Below are 25,203 nucleotides of genomic sequence, written 5' to 3'. Positions count from 1 at the left end.
TCAGGGAAGATTCACGGGTGATACGCTGTATGTGATGGCCGGAACCGCCATCCAAAATGGTCAGGTGCCCAGCCGATCGGCGCCGGGGACCTTTATTACCCGGCCGCAACTCACTGTCGGCGGCACGGCGGCTGGGGGAACCGCTTATCCCGAACATGTCAATGGCGGAGTCGAGACCGCCGATGACGGCGATCGGTTCGTCAACATCACGCCCCTGTCGGATTTAGGCGCCGGAGATCCGAATTTCGCGACGAATCAGATTTATTACCAAGGTTTGTTCGTCAACATACTCGCACACGAGGCCTTGGGTCATTTATTGTCCTGGGTGGTGGGAGGCAATGGTGCGCCACATTACTTCCAGGTGAATTCGAACCCTCTGGCCGTCGGAACGGCCGGAGCCGACGGGATCATCAGGGGCTTCTCGCCTCAGCTACAAACAACCGATCCCAATAGCTATGGCGTCGGTTTCGCCGCCGCGCAGCAATTCTTTAGCGCGCGGTCTGCCCCGCTGAATGCGCAAGATTACGCGGATCTCGTTGCCACGTATGCAACGAGCATTCACGTCCAGGCTTACGCAAAGCTTGAGAATATCTGGTTGCGCACTGGCATAACCGCAGCGTTTGGCGGCGCGATTGCGGAGCCATTCTCACAATCGGATCTCGCGAAGTTCGTCGCCGCCGGGATGATGGTTCAGAAGCCCGGAACCACCGGTGCTTCGATAATGGACTACACCATGGTGCCAGTGGCGGGTCTGCATTTCGACCCTATGCTCCTCGACGTACACCGCAAGTCAATGGTGGACGGGATCAATACCAGGGTTAGCAAGAAGCTTTCTGCCCAGGAGGAGGCCGCCTACTTATCGACCCTAGTCATTACCTATACCAACGACAAGGGGGAAATCGTAAAGATTTACGATGTCGCTCCCGGCGTGACGGAAACCAAGACCGAGAAAGTCTCCGGCAACATCATTGTTTCTGCCAACCGTGTCACGACCGACCGAAACAGCAACCTCACTGTGACCTCGGGGACGGGAAAGCCAACTACTGTCAAGGTGATCAACTCGACGATCGGCTTCGATTTCGTAGATGCGGGCGAGCAACTCGGGAGCATTTTGGGGAACACGCTCGTCAAGAACAACGTGCTTGGACAGGTTGTCGCGTCCGCAGCGCTGAAGACGATTGGCGCGAATCTCGGCGACGCGTTGAACCTAGCGTTTTTCGACAAGGGCGGGCAGGCGGCTCAAGCTGTCCACAGTTCGGGAGGCGGGGGCTCAATTCTCGCCAATATCGATGGCGAATTCCTCGCCAACCTGAAGTCTGCCGGTATCGGAGCCCTGTCATCGTTCCTTACCGCGGAACTGGTCCACGCGCTTGGCGTCGATGGCTTCGCCGGAGACCTTCTGAACACGGCTGCCGGGGCCGCAATCGGCCAGATCGTGACCAATATCGCCAATGGTGCGAACGTACTCAAGAGTGCCGAACTCTTCGCCAACGTGAATCCGACGATGATCGCCACTGCGGTCGGCTCCTTCCTGGGCGCAAAGCTGGCTAGTGAGATCATCTCGTTCGACACTATTGGCGGGCAGATCGGTTCAGCTGTGGGGGCTACGCTCGGCGTGATCGCCGCCGAGAAGCTGGGTCTTTTTGGTGCGATAGTTGGCGGACCCGTTGGTGCTCTTATCGGAGCCGCTATAGGCGCGTTCCTTGGGTTCATCGTCGGCGGTCTGATCGGTTCGATCTTCGGTGGCACACCAAGGTCGGGCGCCGATGTCGCGTGGGACGAACAGAAGGGTGAGTTCAGCGTCGCGAATGCCTATGCTCGAAAAGGCGGCTCCAAAGACACCGCTGCGTCATTGGCATCGGTGGTTTCCGATACTTTCAACAATTTGCTGGTCGCAAGTGGCTCGAGATTGGCCAATCCGGAGTTGGTTCAGACCGGCAATTACGGGATGTGGAAATCTGATTTCGTCTATCGTCCCGTATCGACGAGAGACGAGGGGGCGATCACGCGCCGCTTCTCAGGTAAAGACGGTGCGGGCAAGCTTATTGCTTATGGGATATACCAAGGACTGGCCGATCCTGACTTCCAGCTTGTCGGCGGCGATATCTACGTAAAACGGGCAATATATCGCACGCTCGAAGTCAATTCCGTCGTTGGCGCGGAATTCGACCTCAACGTGCTTATCGGCAACATAACGGCTGCGCAAAGATACTCGGGCGTTGTCGGCAATGAGGCAATCGTGTCGTCGCTGGTTCGTGCCGAGGAAGGCAGCGTCTTCACCGCAGAGGTCGCGATCGCAATCTCCGCGGCGCACGACCTCGGAATTAATAAGCGTCATGCATCCGACTGGTTCGGCGGATTTCAGTCTCTTTTAGACGAAGCGGGCGCGAGTTCCGCCGAGGTCTTCTTCCGATTCGTGGGGAATGGCGCCGGATCCATTTCGAGACGGATCGACATCGGCAACTATACCTTCGTCGATGGCGTCAGTGTCGACGATCTCACTACAATCGAGACGTTCGATGGCGTTCAGGTGATCGACCTCCGTTCCGGGTCCCTCGCCAACCAGATTGGCTACACGGTGAATGGCCGCCTCAATAATGACATCGCGCTCGGTACGGCAGACTTCGTCGTCAAATCGGAGAACCTCTCCATAGCTTCCGGCACCAGGAGTATCGGAGCGATCGTGGCTACGCCCCAGGATTCCCTGGAGGAAGCAGACGAGAAGTTTAACATCACGTTGAGCAACGCAGCGGGCGTGTCGATCGTCGGGCCCGCAGCTACCGTCACAATCGTCTCTAACTCAGCGCTACCGACCTTAATGGTCGGAAGGAGCTTTGCCGGCGAAGGTGACGGCTATGCCGTGTTTCGCGTGGGCCTTTCCAAGGCCGCGACCACTGCGGTTACGATGAGCCTCGCACTTACAGATGGCCGGGCCACCGGGGGAGCAGATTACGGTACGACGCTCCAGATTTCGACCGATGGGATTACTGGCTGGACAAATGCGACCAGCCTGACGCTGGCCGCGGGCATCAAAGATTATTTCGTGCGGATTGCAGTCATCGCCGACAACGGCGTGGACGCGGAGGGGCACTCAACCAATATTGAAGGCAATGAAACCTTCACTCTGACCGCAACGGTCACTGCGGGTACAGCCGCCTTGGCCAGTGGGACGAGTCCCGTATCGGGCAAGGGTACGATCATCGACGGCACGAGCCCCGTGCCTTATGTCTGGATCGACGATGTTGTCCACCATGAGGGGCAACTCAGTGCCGCGTGGATCAATAGCAGCAAAGTCGCGAGCGGAACCGCGACAGTGCAGTATACGACCTCGGATCGCACGAAGCTGGACATCTCCATCGCCGCGACGGTCGATGCCGGCGACGGCAACGACACCGTCTATGCCTCCAATCTCGGCGACAATATCTTTGGCGGAGCTGGCAACGACACGTTGTACGGCGGACGGCTCGACGATTGGCTGCTCGGTGGGGCTGGCGATGATGTGCTCGACGCAGGCACAGTTGCGCCCGAGGCGTTGGGGGGTGACGGCAATTACCTTGATGGCGGCGCGGGCAACGACATCCTTCGTGGCCGCGAGGGTTCTGACTGGCTTGAGGGCGGTGACGGCATCGACGTTCTGACCGGCGGCGCGGGCGATGATATCCTGGCCGGCGGTGCCGGCGAAGGCGACGATCTCAAGGGCGGGATCGGCGACGATCAATATCTGGTGCGGCTCGGCGACGGCGCTGATATCGCCGAGGACGAGGCGGCAGGAGCGCCCGTGGCCCAGCCCGGCGGCGACTATATCAGCCAGCGTTTTGCCGGCCTGCTTTCGGGCATCATCAAGAAGAACTGGGCCGGTGGCGCGGCGGGCGTCACCGGCAAGGCCCTCCAGGGTGGCGAGGATGCGATCGTCTTCGGGCAGGGTATCGACATGGGCAATATCATGCTGGTCCGGTCGAGCACGGACAGCGACGACCTGATCGTTCGCGTGATGCAGACGGTCGATGGGGTCGTGAGCTTCTCCGGCACGCAGCTTACCGTCAAGAACTGGTTCTCCGATCCGTTCAAGCGCATCGAGTGGCTCAAGTTCGCCGACGGCAACGAAGTCCGCATCGGCGACATCACCAGCTTCATCATCGGCGGCTCGGGCAACGACGTGCTCATCGGTACGGCCGGCAATGATTTCGTCTATGGCGGCGGCGGCAATGACGCGCTGTACCTCATGGGCGGCAACGATATCGGCAATGGCGGCACCGGCAACGACATGGTCGCCGGGGATTCCGGGCGCGACCTGCTGCTCGGCGGGCTCGGCGCGGACGAACTGATCGGCGGCAAGGGCGCGGACGTGTTGTCCGGCGATGGCGGCGGTGACGATCTTTATGGCGGCAATGACGCCGATATCCTGTCCGGCGGGCGCGGCGACGGCGATCAGGTCGTCGGCGGTGCCGGAGACGACATCTTCAAATATGCGCGTGGCGACGGCCGCGACATGATGTTCGACGATTTTTCGGCGAACTGGCAGATTGCCTGGACCAATGGTGTGTGGAACGCCACGGCGGGCTATACCTATAATTCGGCGACGGGCGAGGTCACGGGCCCAGGTGGCACCTTCATCCGCAAGAATGTCGGCACGGCGGCCAATCCGGACCTGCAATGGCTCGGCCGTTTCGACTATGACAGCGAAGCTGGCACGCTCCGGCATTTCAATCCGCCGGCCGGAGCCTCGATCGTCGCCAATGCCGGCATCGACACGATCGAATTCGCGCCCGGTATCAACATTCAGGACATCGTCCTGTGGCGGCCCGCAGGTTCCAACGATCTGGTGCTGTCGATCGGTAGCGAGAATACGGAATTCTCGGCCGCCGGGTCGATTGCCGACAGCATCACGATCAAGGACTGGTATCTCTCGCCGGGCCAGATCGAGAAGCTGGCTTTCTATCAGACCGGCATCCTCGACATCTCGGCGGGGGCTACGAATCTGATCGCTGGCACCGATGCGGCAAACGGCACCACCGCTGCGCCGTTAGCCGGCACGGTGATGGCCGACTGGATGACCGGCGGTGCCGGTGACGACGTGTTGGCCGGCGGGTTGGGTAACGACATCATTGTCGGCAACAGCGGATCCGATACGCTCAAGGGCGAGAGCGGTGACGACGTGATCTATGGCGGCGCCGGTAACGACAGCCTCGATGGCGGTGCTGGTCAGGATGTCCTGATTGGCGGCAGCGGCCTCGATACGGCGTCCTATCTCTCTGCCAGCGCGGGTGTGAAGGTGTATCTGTCGGGCGCAGTCGCGAACACGGGCGACGCGGCCGGCGACACTTTCTCCTCGATCGAGAACCTGGCGGGCGGCGGCGGCGGCGATGTGCTCGGTGGCGACGATTACGACAACGAGCTGACCGGCGGCCAGGGCGACGATACGCTGCTCGGTGGCGAGGGCGACGACACCTATCTGTGGAACGTCGGGGACGGCGCCGATATCATTCGCGACGCCAGCTTCGCCATCGAGGAGGCGGTAACCGCCTCGGGCACGCTTGCGGCCGGCTATACGCAGACATTGTGGCAATGCACGTGGATCCTCCAGCCGGGATATTGGGATCGCTACTATTGGCGACTCCAGGTGACCGGGCCAAATGGTGAGGTCGTCTATGATTACGATCGGTTCGCGCCCAACAATGCAGATGCAAACCAGCCGGACACCCCGCCGGCGGCCTATAACGTCGCCGGCTGGCTCGGCGGGTTCGCCAAGACCTATGGCCAACAGGTCACCCGCGAGAAGTTCGATACGACGACCGATGCCGGCGACGACGTCCTCGAATTCGGCGCCGGGGTCAGCCTCAGCGACCTGAGCTTCATCACGAGTGGCGCGGACCTTGTGGTTCAGTTCGGCGGTTCGGCGACGAGCCAGATCACGATCAGGAATCAGTTCACGCCGAATGGCCGGATCGAGACGCTCCAGTTCCGCGACGGGCTGGCGGTGTCCCTTGCAAGCGTGTTGACCGCCACGAATGGCGCGGTGCTGAACGGAACGTCGGGTGACGACCTGATGATGGGCCAGGCCGGAGCGCTTGCGGATCAGCTCAACGGTGGCGCCGGTCATGATGTGCTGAGCGGTGGTGCCGGCGACGATGTGCTGACCGGGGGTGATGGCGACGACCAGCTTGAGGGCGGCGCGGGTGCGGACAGGCTCGACGGCGGAACTCACTCCGCCACCACCGTGACGTCCTGGGGCGACACGGCGCGCTATGTGCGGTCGGCCGCTGGGGTCCAGGTCGATCTGCGCAACACGACGACCGGCCAGACCGGCGGCGATGCCGCTGGCGACGTGCTGACCGGCATTGAAAATCTCACCGGCTCGGCTTTCAACGACACGCTTACCGGCGATGACAATGGAAACCGCATCGACGGCCTCGATGGCAACAACACGCTCTACGGCAACGGCGGCGGCGATGTCCTGGTCGGCGGCAGCGGTATTGATCGGCTTTATGGCGGTGCGGGCGATGATGCCATTGCCGGCGGTGCGGGAAGTGATGACGCTTATGGTGGCGACGGCAATGATCGCCTCGATGGGGGCGACGGCAACGATTATTTCTTCGGTGAGGCTGGCAATGATTCGCTGACCGGCGGCGAGGGCAATGACAGTCTTGATGGCGGCGATGGCGATGACATCATCAGCGGCGGTAACGGCATCGACAATATCAACGGCGGTGGCGGCAAAGATACGATCGATGGCGGCGCCGGTGATGATACGCTGGCAGGTGGCGACGGGGACGATGTCTATATCTTCGGTGCGCTGTCCGGGCGGGACGCCATCATCGATATGACGGGCAAGAACAACATTGTCTTCGATTCGTCCGTAAGCTTCGACCAGCTCTGGTTCTCGCGCTCGGGCACCGAGTTGCAGATCGGCATCATCGGCAGCACTACGAGAGTGCTACTGCAGGGTTATTTTGCGCCGCAATATGCGACGTTGATGCGGTCGGTTTCCACGACGACACACACGCTGTTCCTTGGGTATGCGACGCCGTTGATCGATGCCATGACGGCGATCCAGATACAGGCGCCCGGCGCGATGCCGGAAGCGATCAAAACCCAACTGGCCGCGTTCTGGTATGCCGGTGGCAAGGCGCCGCCGCAGGCAGCGCCGATCGAGATCGCGATTAATGAAGATGGGGCAACCGGCCTGACATCCGTCGGCGCGATCGATCCGGACGAGAATATCCAGAGCTATGCTCTCGGAACGGCGCCAACGAACGGGGCGGTTGTCGTGAACGCGCTCGACGGCAAGTTCATCTATACGCCCAATGCCGATTTCAACGGCGAAGATCGCTTTTCGATCATGGTGAAGGACGCCGACGGGCAAGCAAAGGATGTCGCCGTCAAGGTGATGGTCGCGGCGGCAAATGACGCGCCGCGCAACCTGCGGCTGGCGAACGAGGCGATACTGAGTGTGGTCGAGGGCGGCCCGGGATCGCCAACCCTGGTGGACAGTCCCATCGCTCAATTCGTGGCAACCGACGTGGAAGGCGATTCGTTCACTTTCTCGCTGACGGACGATGCGGGCGGCCGGTTCGAGATCACGGCTGCCGGGCTGCTCATCGCGCGAGATCCTGCACGTCTGAACTTCGAAGCGGCCCCCTCTCACGTCGTCGGTGTTCGGGTCGTCGATAGCCATGGTGCGTCGAGCGAGACGCGTTTCACTGTCTCGCTCCAGGATCGCAATGAAGCGAACAGCATGCACGAAGGCTATGGGATGTCGGTTTCCGAGAATGTTGCGGTCGGAACCGCCGTCGGAACCGTTGCCGCGGACGATATCGATGGTGTTGGCACGGCGTTTGGCCAGCAGCGCTATTATTTCCTGAACGGCGGTGCGGTGAGCGGTACGTCCGCCGACGGACGCTATACGATCGACGCACTGACTGGGGTCATCAAGACGGCGTCCACGCTCAATTTCGAGGCCGGTACGACGGGTGCGATGTACACCGTGGTGGCGCGCGATAATCAGGGCCTGGCGGGCTACAGGGAAGCGAGCTCGTCGGTGGGGATCAGCGTCACCGATGCGAATGAGGCGAACGCGCTTCCCGCGACCTATGCGATGTCGGTGGTGGAGAATGTCGCGGTCGGGACCAGCGTCGGCACGGTGGTTGCGACCGATATCGATAGTCTGGGCACGGCGTTTGGCCAGCAGCGCTATTATTTCCTGAATGCCGGTGTGGCGGGCGCTACGTCTTCGGACGGTCGCTACACGATCGATGCGGTGAGCGGGGTCATCAGGACCGCAGCCGCCCTGAACTTCGAAGCTGGCACGACGAGCGTGTCCTACACGGTGGTGGCGCGCGACAATCAGGGCCTGGCCGGCTATACTCAGGCCAGTTCGACGGTCACGATTGGTGTGACCGACGGTAACGAAGCGAACGCGATCCCCGCGACCTATGCGATGTCGGTGGCCGAGAATGTCGCGGTGGGGACGAGTGTCGGCACGGTTGCCGCGACCGACCTCGACAGCGTGGCGACGCCCTTCGGGCAGCAGCGCTATTATTTCCTGAATGCCGGGGTCGCGGGCGCGACCTCGTCGGATGGCCGCTATACGATTGACGCGATGACTGGCGTGATCAAGACCGCCGCCGCCCTCAATTTCGAGGCTGGCACGACGAGTGTCGCCTATACGGTGGTGGCGCGCGACAACCAGGGTCTGGCCGGCTATGCCGAGGCAAGTTCCACGGTGACGATCGACGTCGCGGATGTGAACGAAGCGAACGCCATTCCGGCGAGCTACACGATGTCGGTTGCCGAGAATGTCGCGATCGGAACAAGCGTCGGCACCGTCGCCGCGACCGATATCGATGGCGCCGGCACGATTTTCGGACAGCAGCGCTATTATTTCCTCAACGCTGGCGTCGCGGGCGCGACCTCTTCGGACGGGCGCTACGCGATCGACGCGGTAAGCGGGGTCATCAAGACGGCTGCAGCCCTGAACTTCGAAGCCGGGACGACGAGCGTTGCTTACACGGTGGTCGCGCGGGACAACCAGGGACTGGGGGGCTATACCCAGGCGAGCTCGACGGTGACGATTGGTGTGACCGACGGTAACGAAGCGAACGCCATCCCCGCGACCTATACGATGTTGGTGGCCGAGAATGTTGCGATCGGAACGAATGTCGGCACCGTTGTCGCGACTGATATCGACAGTGTCGCTACGGCGTTTGGGCAACAGCGCTACTATTTCCTGAACGGTTCGACGGTGAGCGCAACCTCTTCCGACGGGCGCTACGCGATCGACGCGATGACTGGCGTGATCAAGACTGCCGCCGCACTTAATTTTGAGGCCGGCACGACGAGTGTCGCTTACACGGTGGTCGCGCGGGACAACCAGGGACTGGCTGGCTATACCCAGGCGAGCTCGACCGTCACGATCGGCGTCACCGATGCGAACGAAGCGAATGCCATCCCTGCGACCTATGCGATGTCGGTGGCGGAGAATGCCGCGATCGGGTCGAGCGTCGGCGCGGTTGCCGCGACCGACCTCGATGGCGCTGGCACGATTTTCGGGCAGCAGCGCTATTATTTCCTCAACGCTGGCGTCGCGGGTGCGACCTCTTCGGACGGGCGCTACGCGATAAATGCCGTCAGCGGGCTGATCACCACGGCTACGTTGTCGAACTTCGAGGTGGGGGCCACGAGCGCTTCCTACACGGTTATCGCGCGCGATAACCAGGGAGCGGCAGGTTACACCGAGGCGAGTTCGACGGTGACGATTGGCATCGCTGACGTCAATGAAGCGAACAGCATTCCAGCAACCTATGCGATGACAGTTGCCGAGAATGTCGCGATCGGAACGAATGTCGGCACCGTTGCCGCGACCGATATCGACGATGCCGGATCGGCGTTCGGGCAGCAGCGCTATTATTTCCTGAACGCTGGTGTTGCGGGCGCGACCTCGTCGGATGGGCGCTATACGATCGATGCGGTGAGCGGCGTGATCAAGACGGCCGCCACCCTCAATTTCGAGGCTGGCACGACGAGCGTGGCCTATACGGTCGTTGCACGGGACAATCAGGGCCTGGCTGGCTATATCCAGGCGAGCTCGACCGTAACGATCGGCGTCACCGATGCGAACGAAGCGAACGCCATCCCCGCGACCTATGCGATGTCGGTGGCGGAGAATGTCGCGATCGGGACGAGTGTCGGCACCGTCGCCGCGAGCGACCTTGATGGCGCTGGCACGATTTTCGCGCAGCAGCGCTATTATTTCCTGAGCGCCGGTGTTGCCGGTGGGACCTCTTCGGATGGCCGTTATACGATCGACGCGGTGAGCGGGGTCATCAAGACGGCTGCCGCCCTGAACTTCGAAGCGGGGGCGACGAGCGTTGCTTACACGGTGGTCGCGCGGGACAACCAGGGACTGGCGGGCTATACCCAGGCGAGTTCGACGGTGACGATCGGCATCGCCGACGTCAATGAAGCGAACGCCATTCCAGCAACCTATGCCATGACAGTTGCCGAGAATGTCGCGATCGGAACGAATGTCGGCACCGTTGCCGCGACCGATATCGACGATGCCGGAGTGGCGTTCGGGCAGCAGCGCTATTATTTCCTCAACGCTGGTGTTGCGGGCGCGACCTCGTCGGATGGGCGCTATACGATCGATGCGGTGAGCGGCGTGATCAAGACGGCCGCCGCCCTCAATTTCGAGGCTGGCACGACGAGCGTGGCCTATACGGTCATTGCACGGGACAATCAGGGCCTGGCTGGCTATATCCAGGCGAGCTCGACCGTTACGATCGGCGTTACTGACGCGAACGAGGCTCCCAGCGTGTTGAACTGGGCGCCTTCCGTCAGCTTCGTCGTGGAGCGGGACCGCGTTGCCAGCGGCACGAGTTTGCCCGCGATTTCATTGGGGTCATTCGCGGTTGTCGATCCCGACACCGCAGGCACGCCCAATAGCAGCTACAGCTATTCCGTTTCGGACAGTCGTTTCGAGATCGTGGGAGATGTCCTGCGGCTGAAGCTCGGCGCGGTCCTCGATTTCGAAGCGAGCAGCGTGGTCGCGATCACGGTCACGGCGACCGACCAGACCGCGACTCCTTTCTCCATCCAGCGCAGCATCGATATAGTCGTTACCGATCAGGACGACGTGCTGGAAGGCGATGCGAATGCCAATACCCTGACCGGTCAGCAGAACCGCGACCGAATCTACGGTCTGGGCGGCAACGATACGCTCGATGGCGGTGCTGGCGATGACAGGCTTGAGGGCGGTGCCGGGGTCGACCGGCTCATCGGGGGGGCCGGGGCCGATACGCTCTATGGAGGAGACGATAGCGACACTCTCATCGGCGGCATCGGTAACGACGCGCTCTATGGCGGGAACAATACTACTGGTGTCACGGACTTCCTGTACGGCGATGACGGCGACGATCTGCTGTACGGTGAGGATGGCGACGATTATCTCACTGGCGGTAATGGCGCGGATCAATTGGTCGGCGGTGCCGGTGTCGACTATGCCGCCTATCAGCGGGTGTACGAAGGCGTCCTCGCGACGACTGCGGTGACGGTCGATCTGGCGACGCCTTCTGCCAATACCGGGGCCGCTGCGGGCGATACCTATGTCGGGATCGAAGGTATCGTCGGAAGCCCCCTGGGCGACACACTCCTGGGCGATGCGACAGCCAATATCCTGTTAGGCATCGGCGGTGCGGACACGTTGCGCGGAAGAGCCGGGGACGACTTGCTCAATGGAGGGGCGGGCAACGACATTCTCTACGGAGATGACGGCGCGGACACGCTGTACGGCGAGAACGGTGACGACATCATCTATGGTGGCGCTGGCAACGACGTGCTCATCGGCGGCGCGGGTAACGACACACTCAACGCCGAAAGCGGTGACGATTTCCTCGATGGCGGCGCTGGCAACGATATTCTGACCGGAGGCGTCGACAACGACACCTATGTGGTCACCCGCGCTTCCGACGCCGACACCATCTACAATTATGATCCGTCAGGCGACGACATCGACGTGCTTGGGTTCCAGGACACTGCCGGTGCTATCGCGCACGAGGACCTCTGGTTCGAACGCGTCGGGGACGACATGCGCATCAGCGTCATCGGTTCGGCCTCAAGCGTATTGATCAAGGACTGGTACCTCATCTCCGACCCGGCCAGCCGTGCCAACTACAGGGTCGATTTCATCGTGGCTGGCGAGCGCTACTCGACGAGCATCAATGTCGAGGGGCTGGTCGGCCTCATGGCGTCGAAGACGAAGCCTGCGACTGCCGCGGCGCGCGACACGCTAATGGGCGACCTAACCTACAAGGCGCAATGGGCAACCCATTGGGGCAGCAACGCGGCTCCCGTCTTGTCCGCGATCGCCGACCAGACGATCAACGAAGATACGACGCTTAGCCTGACCGTCACGGCGACCGACGACATCACGCCCAATGCGGGCCTGCAGCTTTCGGCAACGGTCCTCTCCGGCAGCGGGCTCATCGCTGCCTCGGGACTGGTATTCGGTGCACCGAACGCTGCGGGTCAACGCAGCCTCACAATCACGCCGAACGGTAACGCCAGCGGCGTCGCGACGATCCGTGTTCAGGCGATAGACGCGGGCGGGGTGATCTCGACCGAAGACTTTTCGGTCACGGTGAATTCGGCGCCGGACCAGCCGGTTATTGCGCAGTTCGCCGGCGGTAGTGGCACGTCGGGCCTCGCCGGTATCCCGCTCAATCTGAGCGTCACCTTCCCGGATACGGACGGCTCGGAGGTCCAGGAGATCTGGATTGCGGGCGTTCCTGTCGGCGTGACGCTCAGCGCGGGAACCTATGACAATTCGGCCAGCGTCTGGAAGCTGTCCCCGGCCCAGGCCAGCGGCCTTCAGGTCATTGCGCCTGCGGGCTGGAGCCAGGATCTGTCCCTGACCGTAACCGCGCGGGCGACTGAGGGAGGTCAAACCGCAATCTCGACCGCGACGACGACGACGGTGATCGTCAATGCACCGCCGACCAGCCTCGCATTTTCGGGATCGGTCGACGAGAACGCCGCGAATGCCGTGACGATCGGGACCGTCACTGCGGTTGATCCGGATAGCGGCGACACCCTGATTTATTCGCTGCTCGACAATGCGGGTGGGCGCTTCTCACTCACGACGACCGGAACACTGAAAGTCGCGAACAGCGCATTGTTCAACTATGAGAGTGCAACGTCGCATTCCATCGTCGTTCGCGTCACCGATTCCTTCGGGCAGTTCAGGGACCAGACGTTCACGGTTGCCGTCAACAATCTGAATGAAGCGAACAGCATTCCGGCGACCTATACGATGTCGGTGGCGGAGAATGTCGCGGTAGGAACGAGTGTCGGCACGGTTGCCGCAACCGACCTAGACAGTGCGACGACGGCATTCGGGCAGCAGCGCTACTACTTCCTCAATGCGGGCGTCGCGAGCGGCACGTCTTCGGACGGGCGCTACACGATTGACGCGGCGACCGGTGTGATCAAGACGGCGGCGGCGCTCAATTTCGAAGCCGGTACGACGAGCGTCGCCTACACCGTCGCCGCGCGCGATAACCAGGGCAATGCCGGCTACACTCAGGCGACCTCAACCGTCACGATCGGCGTCACCGATGTGAACGAAGCGAACGCCATCCCCGCGACCTATGCGATGTCGGTGGCCGAGAATGTCGGGATCGGGACAAGCGTCGGCACCGTCGCCGCGACTGATCTCGATGGTGCGGGCACGGCGTTTGGCCAACAGCGCTATTATTTCCTGAACGCTGGTGCGGTGGGCGCGACCTCTTCGGACGGGCGCTACACGATCGATGCGATTACCGGTGTGATCAAGACGGCGGCCACGCTCAATTTCGAGGCCGGCACGACGAGCGTGTCCTACACGGTGGTCGCACGGGATAACCAGGGTGCTGCTGGCTACACCCAGGCAGCCTCGACGGTCACGATCAACGTCGCCGATGTGAACGAAGCGAACGCGATCCCCGCGACCTATGCGATGTCGGTGGTCGAGAATGTCGCGGTGGGGACGAGTGTCGGCACGGTTGCCGCGACCGACCTCGACAGTGTGGCGACGCCATTCGGGCAGCAGCGCTATTATTTCCTGAATGCCGGGGTCGCGGGCGCGACCTCGGCCGATGGGCGCTACACGATCGATGCGGTGAGCGGCGTGATCAAGACCGCCGCCATACTCAATTTCGAGGCTGGCACGACGAGTGTCGCCTATACGGTGGTGGCCCGCGACAACCAGGGTCTGGCCGGCTATACCCAGGCAAGTTCCACGGTGACGATCGACGTCACCGATGTGAACGAAGCGAACGCCATCCCTGCGACCTATGCGATGTCGGTGGCGGAGAATGTCGGGATCGGGACAAGCGTCGGCACCGTTGTCGCTACCGATATCGACAGTGTCGCTACGGCGTTTGGCCAACAGCGCTATTATTTCCTCAACGCTGGCGTCGCGGGCGCGACCTCTTCGGACGGGCGCTACACGATCGATGCGATTACTGGTGTGATCAAGACGGCGGCCACGCTCAATTTCGAGGCTGGCACGACGAGCGTGGCCTACACGGTGGTGGCCCGCGATAACCAGGGTGCTGCGGGCTACACCCAGGCCACCTCGACCGTCACGATCGGCGTCACCGATATGAACGAAGCGAACGCGATCCCCGCGACCTACGCGATGTCGGTGGCCGAGAATGTCGGGATCGGGACAAGCGTCGGCACCGTCGCCGCGACTGATCTCGATGGTGCGGGCACTGCGTTTGGGCAGCAGCGCTACTATTTCCTCAACGCTGGCGTTGCGGGCGCGACCTCTTCGGACGGGCGCTACGCGATCGATGCGATTACCGGTGTGATCAAGACCGCGGCCGCCCTGAACTTCGAAGCGGGGACGACGAGCGTCGCCTACACGGTGGTGGCCCACGACAATCAGGGCGCGGCGGGGTATATCCAGGCAGCCTCGACTGTCACGATCGGCGTCACCGATTCGAACGAAGCGAACGCGATCCCCGCGAGCTACGCGATGTCGGTGGCGGAGAATGTCGCGGTCGGGACAAGCGTCGGCTCGGTTGCCGCGACTGATCTCGATGGTGTCGCTACGGCGTTTGGCCAGCAGCGCTACTATTTCCTGAACGGTTCGACGGCGAGCGCGACCTCTTCGGACGGGCGCTACACGATCGATGCGGTGAGCGGTGTGATCAAGACCGCTACAGTACTCAATTTCGAGGCTGGCACGACGAGCGTGGCCTACACGGTGGTGGCCCGCGATAACCAAGGCGCGGCGGGGTATATCCAGGCAGCCTCGACTGTCACGATCGGCGTCGCGGATGCGAACGAAGCGAATGCCATCCCCGCGACCTATGCGATGTCGGTGGCCGAGAATGTCGGGATCGGGACAAGCGTCGGCACCGTTGTCGCTACCGATATCGACAGCGTCGCTACGGCGTTTGGGCAACAGCGCTATTATTTCCTGGACGGCAGCACGCCGAGCGCGACCTCCTCGGACGGGCGCTACACGATCGATGCGATTACTGGTGTGATCAAGACGGCGGCCACGCTCAACTTCGAGGCTGGCACGACGAGCGTCGCCTACACGGTGGTGGCGCGCGACAATCAGGGCGCAGCTGGGTATATCCAGGCCGCCTCGACTGTCACGATCGGCGTCACCGATGCGAACGAAGCGAACGCGATCCCCGCGAGCTACGCGATGTCGGTGGCGGAGAATGTCGCGGTCGGGACAAGCGTCGGCTCGGTTGCCGCTACCGATATCGACAGTGTCGCTACGGCTTTTGGGCAGCAGCGCTACTATTTCCTCAACGCCGGTGTCGCGGGTGGGACCTCGTCGGACGGGCGCTACACGATCGATGCGCTGACCGGCGTGATCAGGACGGCAGCGGTGCTCAATTTCGAGGCCGGCACGACGAGCGTGTCCTACACGGTGGTCGCACGGGATAACCAGGGTGCTGCTGGCTACACCCAGGCCGCCTCGACGGTCACGATCAACGTCGCCGATGTGAACGAAGCGAACGCCATCCCTGCGACCTATGCGATGTCGGTGGCGGAGAATGTCGCGGTTGGGACAAGCGTCGGTACGGTTGCCGCGACTGATCTCGACGGTGTCGCTACGGCGTTTGGGCAACAGCGCTACTATTTCCTGAACGGTTCGACGGCGAGCGCGACCTCTTCGGACGGGCGCTACACGATCGATGCGGTGAGCGGCGTGATCAAGACCGCCGCCATACTCAATTTCGAGGCTGGCACGACGAGCGTGGCCTACACGGTGGTGGCCCGCGATAACCAAGGCGCGGCGGGCTACACCCAGGCCACCTCGACCGTCACGATCGGCGTCGCGGATGCGAACGAAGCGAACGCGATCCCCGCGACCTATGCGATGTCGGTGGCCGAGAATGTCGGGATCGGGACAAGCGTCGGCACCGTTGTCGCTACCGATATCGACAGTGTCGCTACGGCGTTTGGCCAACAGCGCTATTATTTCCTCAACGCTGGCGTCGCGGGCGCGACCTCTTCGGACGGGCGCTACACGATCGATGCGATTACTGGTGTGATCAAGACGGCGGCCATGCTCAATTTCGAGGCTGGCACGACGAGCGTGGCCTACACGGTGGTGGCCCGCGATAACCAGGGTGCTGCGGGCTACACCCAGGCCACCTCGACCGTCACGATCGACGTCACCGATGCGAACGAAGCGAACGCGATCCCCGCGACCTATGCAATGTCGGTGGCCGAGAATGTCGGGATCGGGACAAGCGTCGGCACCGTCGCCGCGACTGATCTCGATGGTGCGGGCACGGCGTTTGGACAACAGCGCTATTATTTCCTGGACGGCAGCACGGCGAGCGGGACCTCTTCGGACGGGCGCTACACGATCGATGCGCTGACCGGCCTGATCCGGACTGCGGCGGTGCTCAACTTCGAGGCTGGCACGACGAGCGTCGCCTACACGGTAGTGGCGCGTGATAACCAGGGTGCTGCTGGCTATATCCAGGCCAGTTCGACCGTCACGATCGGCGTCACCGATATGAACGAAGCGAACGCTATTCCGGCGAGCTACGTGATGTCCGTGTCGGAGAATGGTGCGATCGGTACGAATGTCGGCACGGTGGCGGCAACCGATATTGACGGCGCTGGGGCCGCGTTTGGGCAGCAACGCTATTATTTCCTGAGCGGCAGTGCGGTGAGCGCGATATCCGCGGACGGGCGCTACGCGATCGATGCGGTGACCGGCCTGATCCGGACTGCGGCCGCGCTCAACTTTGAGGCGGGGGCGACGAGCGTCGCCTACACGGTCGTCGCCCGCGACAACCAGGGCTCCGCCGGTTACAACCAGACCAGTTCGACGGTGACGATCGGCATCACCGATACGAACGAAGCGAACGCCATGCCGGCAAGCTACGGTATGGCCGTGACCGAGAATGTTGCGATCGGGACGAGTGTCGGCACGGTTGCCGCGACCGACCTCGATAGCGCCGGCGGCACCTTTGGGCAGCAGCGTTATTACTTCTTGAACAACGGAAGCGCGAGTGCCGTCTCATTCGACGGGCGTTACGCCATCGATGAAGTCAGCGGCGCGATCCGTACCGCGGCGGCGCTCGACTTCGAGATCGGTACGCCGAGCGTTGCCTACACGGTCGCGGCACGTGATAATCAGGGCAATGCGGGATTTAACCAGACCACCTCGGCAGTCACGATCGGCATTACGGATGTAAACGAGCGCCACACCCTCCTATCGCGATCCTATGCTTCTATCGAGGAAGGTTCACAGCCCCCGGAGAACACCGTGGTGGATGCCCGACTGATGCTGAATGATCCTGAAGGGCGCACAATGCAGTGGCGCTTTGCCGATGGCGGCACTGAATCGGGGATATGGAAGATTAACGGATCGACTGGCGAGATCAGCCTGATCGCCGGTTCTGTCGATTATGAGGGCCTGACCGAAATATGGGAAGAACAAGAGGTTCCTCGTACTGGTAACCCGAACAGGTGGGAGGAAATCGATCCCGTTTATGAATGGGTGTATCGCGACAAGGATCCGTCACGCGCGACATTCAATCTCGCTGTTACGGCGACCGACCTGACTCCCGCCCCGGACGGCACCTACTTCACCAGTACCGGTATCGCGACGATCAGCGTGACTGATCGCAACGAAGGGCCGATACTGACGAGCAGGATTCAATATTACGTCAAGGACGATCAGGAGGAAGGAGATATCCCCTTTGGGTTGACTGCGCGTGACCCTGAGACGCGCAGTGACTCGGGTATCACCTTCCAGATCCTGGGTTTTCAGGCGACCGAGTATCTTATTTCATCCACTGGGCCAGAGCTTGGTGACATCGGCGGCGAATATCCGGAGCTCTATCTAACCCCGGGCGGACAATTGTCCTTTCAGATACCCGGCGACGGCGAGTGGGAAGGGGGCGTGGAACATCACGCGGAGGGCGGGAGGCGCACGTTCTTCCTCGATTATCTTGTTAACGTCCTCATGACCGACCCGTCGGGTGTATCGAGCACGGCATCCATCAAAATTACCTTCGTGAAGCAGGGCAGGAACAGTTCGATCCCGCCGCTTGTGCTCGACCTGGACGGCGATGGCATTGAGTTGGTCGCGGCGGCCAATTCGTCGATCTCGTTCGATATGGATCTCGACGGTATCGCGGACCGTACCGGATGGGTAGGTGGCGACGACGGGATGCTGGCGCTCGACCGGAATGGCAACGGTACGATCGATGACTCGAGCGAGATCTCGTTCATAGCGGACGCGGCCGGCGCTACGTCGGATCTGGAAGGGCTCCGCGCGTTCGACAGCAACGCAAATGGCTTCTTCGACAGTGGCGACGCGCGCTTCGGCGAATTCCGTATCTGGCGCGACATCAACCAGGACGGAATCAGCCAGACGAGCGAGCTTCAGACCTTGTCCGGGCTTGGTATCGTCCAGATCAACCTGTCGCTTGATCTGACGGGTGCGCAATCGACCGGCGAGAATCTGATCTACGGCACGACGCAGTATCTGCGCTCCGACGGTACGACCGGCATCGCCGGAGACGTCTTCCTGGCATATGATCCGTCCAAGGCGTACAGCATCGCGCCGCCGGTCATTCTGGATTTCGATGGCGACGGCGCCGGCCTGATGTCGCTGGCTTCCAGCAATGTCCGTTTCGACATGGACGGCGATGGTGCAGCCGAGCGTACGGGTTGGATCGAGGCGGGCGATGCATTTCTCGCGCTTGATCGCAACGGCGACGGCAAGATCTCCGATATCGCCGAAATTTCTTTTGTGGGTGACCTTGCCGGAGCGAAAACCGATCTTGAGGGTCTCAAGGCCTTCGATAGCAACGGGGATGGCCTGCTGAGTGCGCTTGATGCGCGCTTTGCCGAATTCAAGCTGTGGTTCGATACCAATTCGAACGGTGTATCGGACGCTGGCGAAATCCGGAGCCTGGCCGAGGCAGGCCTTGCTTCACTGAGTCTCTCTTCGACGGCGCCGACCAGAGCCAGCGGTGACGAGAATATCATTTACGGGGTCGGCAACTTCACCCGCAGCAATGGACAGACGGGTACGCTACTCGATGTTGGCCTCGCTTATGTACGCGGCGACGGTGGCTTCGGGTCTGCGGTTTCAAGCTGGACGGGGGATGCGACGCCCTCCACCTCGAATGCTCCGCGGAACCCCGCGATCAATGTCGAACGACAGATTTTCACGAACAAGTCCGGTAAGTACATGCTGTCGACCCTGAATGGGGCCGTGCATGTCCGGTCGAGGAAAGGCGATGTCGACGAGCGCTCCGGTCTGGTCGGCCCGGCCACCGTTCTGGAATTCAAGAACGAGACCTTTGGCGTGCTGACGCCCTTCATTCTCGACCTGGACGGTGACGGCGTCGAGACGCGTTCGATGGGCGATTCGAAGGCGCGGTTCGACATGAGCGGCGACGGACTCAACGACGATGTAGGATGGGTCGGCAAGGGTGACGGATTTCTCGTCATCGACCGTAACGGCGATGGCCTGATCACCGAGGAGTCCGAACTCACCTTCCTGTCCGAAAAGACCAATGCTGCGAGTGGCCTCGATGGGCTGGCGGTGCTGGATTCGAACAAGGATGGCAAGATCGATGCAACCGATACGCGTTTCGGTGAACTGCGTGTCTGGGTCGATCGCGATGGTGACGGGGTGACCGATGCCGGCGAACTCAAGACGCTTGCGGAGCATGGCATCGCTTCGGTCAGCCTGTCGGCACGGGCGCTCAATCAGAACGTCAAGGTGGGCGCGAACGCGGTGGCTGCCACATCGACCTTTACCAGGGTGAACGGTGCCGTCGGTACGCTGGGCGCCGCGGTGCTGGCCTACCGCCCGACGCGGATGAGAACCACCGATCCGGTTCCAACCGCGTTGAGCAGTGGGCTTGGAACCAGGCCGGCCCAAGTGGGTCGGGAACTGGACAACGGTGTGGTCGAAAATTCGGCGGCGCAGGTGCCCGTCCTTAGTCTCGCGGCAAACGGTCCGGGCGAAGGCGTGCAACGCTCGCAGGACCTTCCGCGTGAACCAGACGTTGTGCCCGGCACCGTAGCGAAGGACGCGGGGCAGCCCGTGCTGGCAAGTCAGCGTCTCGAGGCTCAGTTCGCCGCATTGCGTCGTGGCCTTGAGGGCGACCTCCTCGAGAACTTCATCGCGCGGATGCCGATCGCCAGTCTTGCCGCGAACGATGTCGATGAGCGCGCGCAAGGCGCTCAGGATCTGCCGCAGGAGCAAGCCCCGTCCGGGCCGGTCGAGATGAGCGATCTGCGTCCGCTTCTCATCGCGCAGACTATGGCTGCGTTCGGTGCGAGATCGGGCGAAGGGGACTGGAGGGAGCGCGCAGGACGAGAAGCCGCACACTTTGATTATTTCGCGGCCTGACGATAGGAACCTTTGATGAAGACGAAGAAGACGAGCGCCGCGCCGGTACCGGCACCGGCTGCGAAGCCGCCGACAGTGAGCCATCTGCTTGGAGAAATGACTTGGCTGTTGAGCCAGTCGCCTCTGCACAAGGTTCTTGCGATTGGCGATCTCGAATGGCTGGTAATGCCGGCGCTGATCCATGAGCAGTTCTATCTGTTCAGGGATGGCGACAAGCCAGTCGGACTTGCGCTTTGGGCGAAGTGTAATGAGGTGGCCGAGAAGAAGCTCGAAGGTGGTATGATCGAGCCGGAAAACAGGTTGACGCTTGAGGAATGGATATCGGGTGACCGGATCTGGCTGGTAGATCTGATCGCCCCGTTCGCGGACGCGGCCAATCGTCACCGCGAATTGATGATCGCCGATCTGATCTCGAAGCCGCTCGCAGGCAAGGCGTTCAGTTTCCACCAGACGGATCCTGCTACCGGCCAACGTACCGTTCGGAAAATTGATGCCGATGCGGGTGAAAAATTGAAGGCCTCGATCGCGGCTGCTTTGAACGAGAAGCAATAATGCGGTCGCTTTCGACGATCTGAAGTGCACCCAAATATCGCAATGGAAGAATTGAGGCGGGCTCTTGCCAGAAGGCCAGTGAAGCGATTACGCGGGACTGCTATAAAATCGCTCGTTGTTAAGGCACCGAGAGCAGGCGTAAGCTTGTTTCGACGGAGGCTTGTCGGCCTATGGATAAGAAGTCTTGATGCCTTACCTACCTTTGCGTTTGGAGGTTGGCTAAACCGCAGTCGATAGCGCGTACCGCGCTCGGCTAATGCGGGTCCCCGCAACCAATCGCATCACGAAACCCCCGTAGCGCAAGCGACGGGGGTTTCGTGCGTTCGGTGCCCGGCGGGTCTCGCTAGACATGCTCTCGAAACATGGTGCCGGCGTTTATTCCCCATCCAGTAGTTCATTGCGAGCCGGGACTGCCGAGCACCGGGAAACCAGCTATCGCAATTGCGGGCTCGTCGTCATCGAACCAACAATCGGACACGAAAGCGAAACGTTGGAAAAATCAGCGTGGTGGTTTGCGTCTGCGCTCCACGCTATTAGGTATTTTCCTGCCGCAGATAAATCCTGTAGTTACAAGGGGGAGGCGAATTTGGTTAAAATTCATGCATCGTTGTTGGCTACTGTTCTGTTTGCAAATGTGCCTTCTGCATGGGGGCAGGCTGGTGCGGGCATTACACCTCAGCAATATGGTGCGGTTGGCAACGGTGTTGCCGACGATACAACCGCTCTTCAGAGTTGGATGAATGCTGCAGCATCGTCGGGGCAGATAGCATTTTGCACCGCAGGAAGCTACAAAATCACCAAAAGCCTTAATGTAACCGCAACCCAGATCAAGATTTCTGGCCCTGGGGGTACGGCCTGCTCAATCATCCCCGCTTTTCCAATTGGTGCAACTGTCAGTAGCGCGGCGGCAGGGGCAACTCACAACGGCTCACCATCGATCCGTCTGACGGTCGCTACGACAGCGAATATGGGTGCGGCAATTGAAGTATTCGGGGTTGGAGGTACTGTGGAAGCTAATGGTGCCTGGCCCGCTATCGTCATTGATAGCACGCATATTGATATTGTCGGTCCAACCTTCGCTCACGCGCTCATCTCCGCAGGAACCGTTGCTCTTCCAGTATTAGCAGTTAATCCTTCGTCGACGTTGGCATCTCAGCCTAATATTGATATGTCCGGAATTTATTTCGCACCTCCTCTGCAAAACGCTGCTGCTACCGACGTAGCAATCATCACAGGTCCTCCTGCCGGATCAAATGCATATTTGCATGACTTCACTGAAAATGGATACAGACGAGGAATCATATTCTATAATTCTTTCGCATCTGTAACGAAAAATGCATTCTTTTATAACAACTTAGGCGCAGCAATTGTTTCAAATCAAGATATAAGCTTTAGTAATTCGCGTATTGACCATGTGCAGTTCTTTTCGAATGGAAATGCTTTAGGAGAGGCTGCTACAATTATCGGAGGCTCAAATTGGGTGGAGAATCCAACATTCTTCAATTCTCAATGGTCAGGAAACTTCGGTGGCCTGCTTTTCTCCGGAAACGTTAATGGCGCAACGGTCCTTGGAAATTATTTTGAGAACAATCTAAATTACAATTTTCTTTGTGACGGTTCCAATAGTAATGGCGCTCAAATTACGGGGAATTGGTTTTCCTATTCAACTGGAGGGCGATCTACTTCCAACACCTCTTGCACGAATGCCTTTATTTGGGGTAATTGGCTTGATAATCAAGCATTTACTTTCGGATCCGGAGCGATCCTGCTGGGGTAGAGTACAACAACTGCATCTGGATCTATGAATTTTCCGCAGTCACCTTGGGTTTCTCTACAGAATTCCACGCTCTCTTTGGCAGGGAATCCATCGAATCAGGCTTCCACAAACTATTATTACAACAACGCGAGCGCTTGGCAAATAGGCCAGCAGAGTGCAGACCCATCGTTCTTTATTTACAATGCTCGCTATAATTCGGGATCTGGTGCTACAACATTATCTGTTGACCCGGCAACAGACATTGTAACATTCGGGCACGCCGTCTTTGCACCGGCATTTGGCACGGGCAGCTTGACTGGAGTGAGTTGTGCGGCTGGAACAGTAAACTTAGCGACGTTTACCGTGACGAACGGCATTGTGACGCACTGCTAAGAGATTACCTCGCATCTGTTGTACGGAGCACCTCGACGCCGGATGAGGAAGGCAGTGACAGAAAGTGGCGGATGGCGCGCTAGCGCCATGATATCGCGACGACGTAGCAAGCGATGACCGCAGGAGCGGCTAAACTGCAGTTGACAGCGAATGTCGGCTAGTGGTCTGACCGAAACAGATGCATCCGCATGTATTTCGGATAATCAGACCACCTATCCATGACTTAGTTGATCGGGCCTCCGGCAAAAGCGGATACCTTTGTCGGATACGATCCACTAGATTCGAAAGCCCGTCGACCCTGGTCGACGGCTTTTGTGCGTCCGGCGATATACGCAGGACCCAACCGTTCCGCGTTTCGAACGGTGTCAGTTCATAGGAGCCGAGAAGCAGCGCATCGAGGTCAGGATGGAGCGCGAAGGAGTGCTCGCCAATTGGACGCCTCTAAAAACCTATGGCGTTTGAGGGCGTGAGATGATTCACTGCATCCCGTGAGAACGGGAGGCAGCGATGGTACAACGCGGTTTCTTCGATGTTGATGATCGGCTTGCGGCACTGTCGGCGGCGGGGGATCCACTGGAACGGCTGAGCGCGGTGGTTGATTTCGCGTTGTTCCGGCCGGTGCTGGATGCAGCGCTTGCGCGGTCGGATCGCAGTCGCGGCGGGAGGCCACCCTATGACGCGGTACTGATGTTCAAGGTGCTGGTGCTGCAGGCGCTGTACAGCCTGTCGGACGATGCGTGCGAGTTCCAGATCCGCGACCGGCTGTCGTTCATGCGCTTCCTGGGGCTTGGGCTTGGCGACCGGGTGCCCGATGCCAAGACGATCTGGTTGTTCCGCGAGCAACTCGTCCAGGCGAAGGCGATCGAGAAGCTGTTCGCGGGCTTCGACGATGCGCTGCACGGGTCGGGTTATCTGGCGATGGGAGGGCAGATCATCGACGCGACCGTCGTGGCGGCACCACGCCAGAAGCTGAGCGACGAGGAGAAGGTCACGATCAAGGGCGGCGGCACGCCGGGACATTGGTCGCCAGCCAAGCGCCGGCAGAAGGACACCGACGCGCGTTGGACGATAAAGCGCGGCCGCCGCAAGCGCAGCGAGGCGAGCGAGATGAAGGCCAAAGGTGTCGAGATCGCGGTGCCGGTTTTCGGCTACAAGAACCACGCCGGGATCGACCGCCGCCATGGCCTGATCCGACGATGGGAGGTGACCAGTGCCGCCGCGCACGACAGCCGGCCGTTCGAGGGGCTGCTCGATCCGAGGAACACCGCATCGCCGGTATGGGCCGACACCGCCTATCGCTCGAAGCGCAACGAAGCCGCGATGGCGAAGCGCGGGCTTGTCTCGAAGGTCCATTTCCGCAAGCCGAAGAACAAGGACCTGCCGGCGCATCATGCCCGCGCCAACGCCGCAAGGTCACCAGTCCGCTCGGCCGTCGAGCACGTCTTTGCCGGGCAAAAGCACCGCATGAAGCTGTTCGTGCGCACCATCGGCATCGCCCGCGCCAAGGTAAAGATCGGCATGGTCAACCTCGCCTACAACTTCAGCCGCCTCGCCTGGCTCGAAGCCCGAGTTGCGCCTGCTTGACCGGATTTGCGCC

General features: G+C 60.8%; 4 protein-coding genes. All 4 read left to right on the top strand.

Going from position 1 to position 25,203, the window contains the following annotated elements:
* The first annotated feature begins 766 nt into the window (after positions 1–766).
* The 4 genes from NDN01_RS17670 to NDN01_RS17655 all read left to right on the top strand — a co-directional run bounded on the left by NDN01_RS17670 (position 767) and on the right by NDN01_RS17655 (position 25,190).
* A complete protein-coding gene (locus NDN01_RS17670; RefSeq protein ID WP_272623055.1) occupies positions 767–20,905 on the top strand; it encodes a cadherin domain-containing protein in 20,139 nt (6,712 codons plus the stop codon).
* 15 nt (positions 20,906–20,920) lie between these two features.
* Positions 20,921–21,457 (top strand): toxin-activating lysine-acyltransferase, encoded by a 537-nt coding sequence (locus tag NDN01_RS17665; RefSeq protein WP_272623054.1) that lies wholly within the window; start codon positions 20,921–20,923, stop codon positions 21,455–21,457.
* A 490-nt stretch (positions 21,458–21,947) separates the two neighbouring features.
* A complete protein-coding gene (locus NDN01_RS17660) occupies positions 21,948–23,234 on the top strand; it encodes a glycosyl hydrolase family 28-related protein (protein ID WP_272623053.1) in 1,287 nt (428 codons plus the stop codon).
* Between the two features lie 879 nt (positions 23,235–24,113).
* Positions 24,114–25,190 (top strand): IS5 family transposase, encoded by a 1,077-nt coding sequence (locus NDN01_RS17655; RefSeq protein WP_272621981.1) that lies wholly within the window; start codon positions 24,114–24,116, stop codon positions 25,188–25,190.
* The last annotated feature ends 13 nt before the right edge of the window (positions 25,191–25,203 follow it).

The organism is Sphingomonas sp. QA11 (assembly GCF_028473665.1).
Classification (GTDB): domain Bacteria; phylum Pseudomonadota; class Alphaproteobacteria; order Sphingomonadales; family Sphingomonadaceae; genus Sphingomonas; species Sphingomonas phytovorans.
This window is presented reverse-complemented; position numbering and strand designations above follow the sequence as displayed.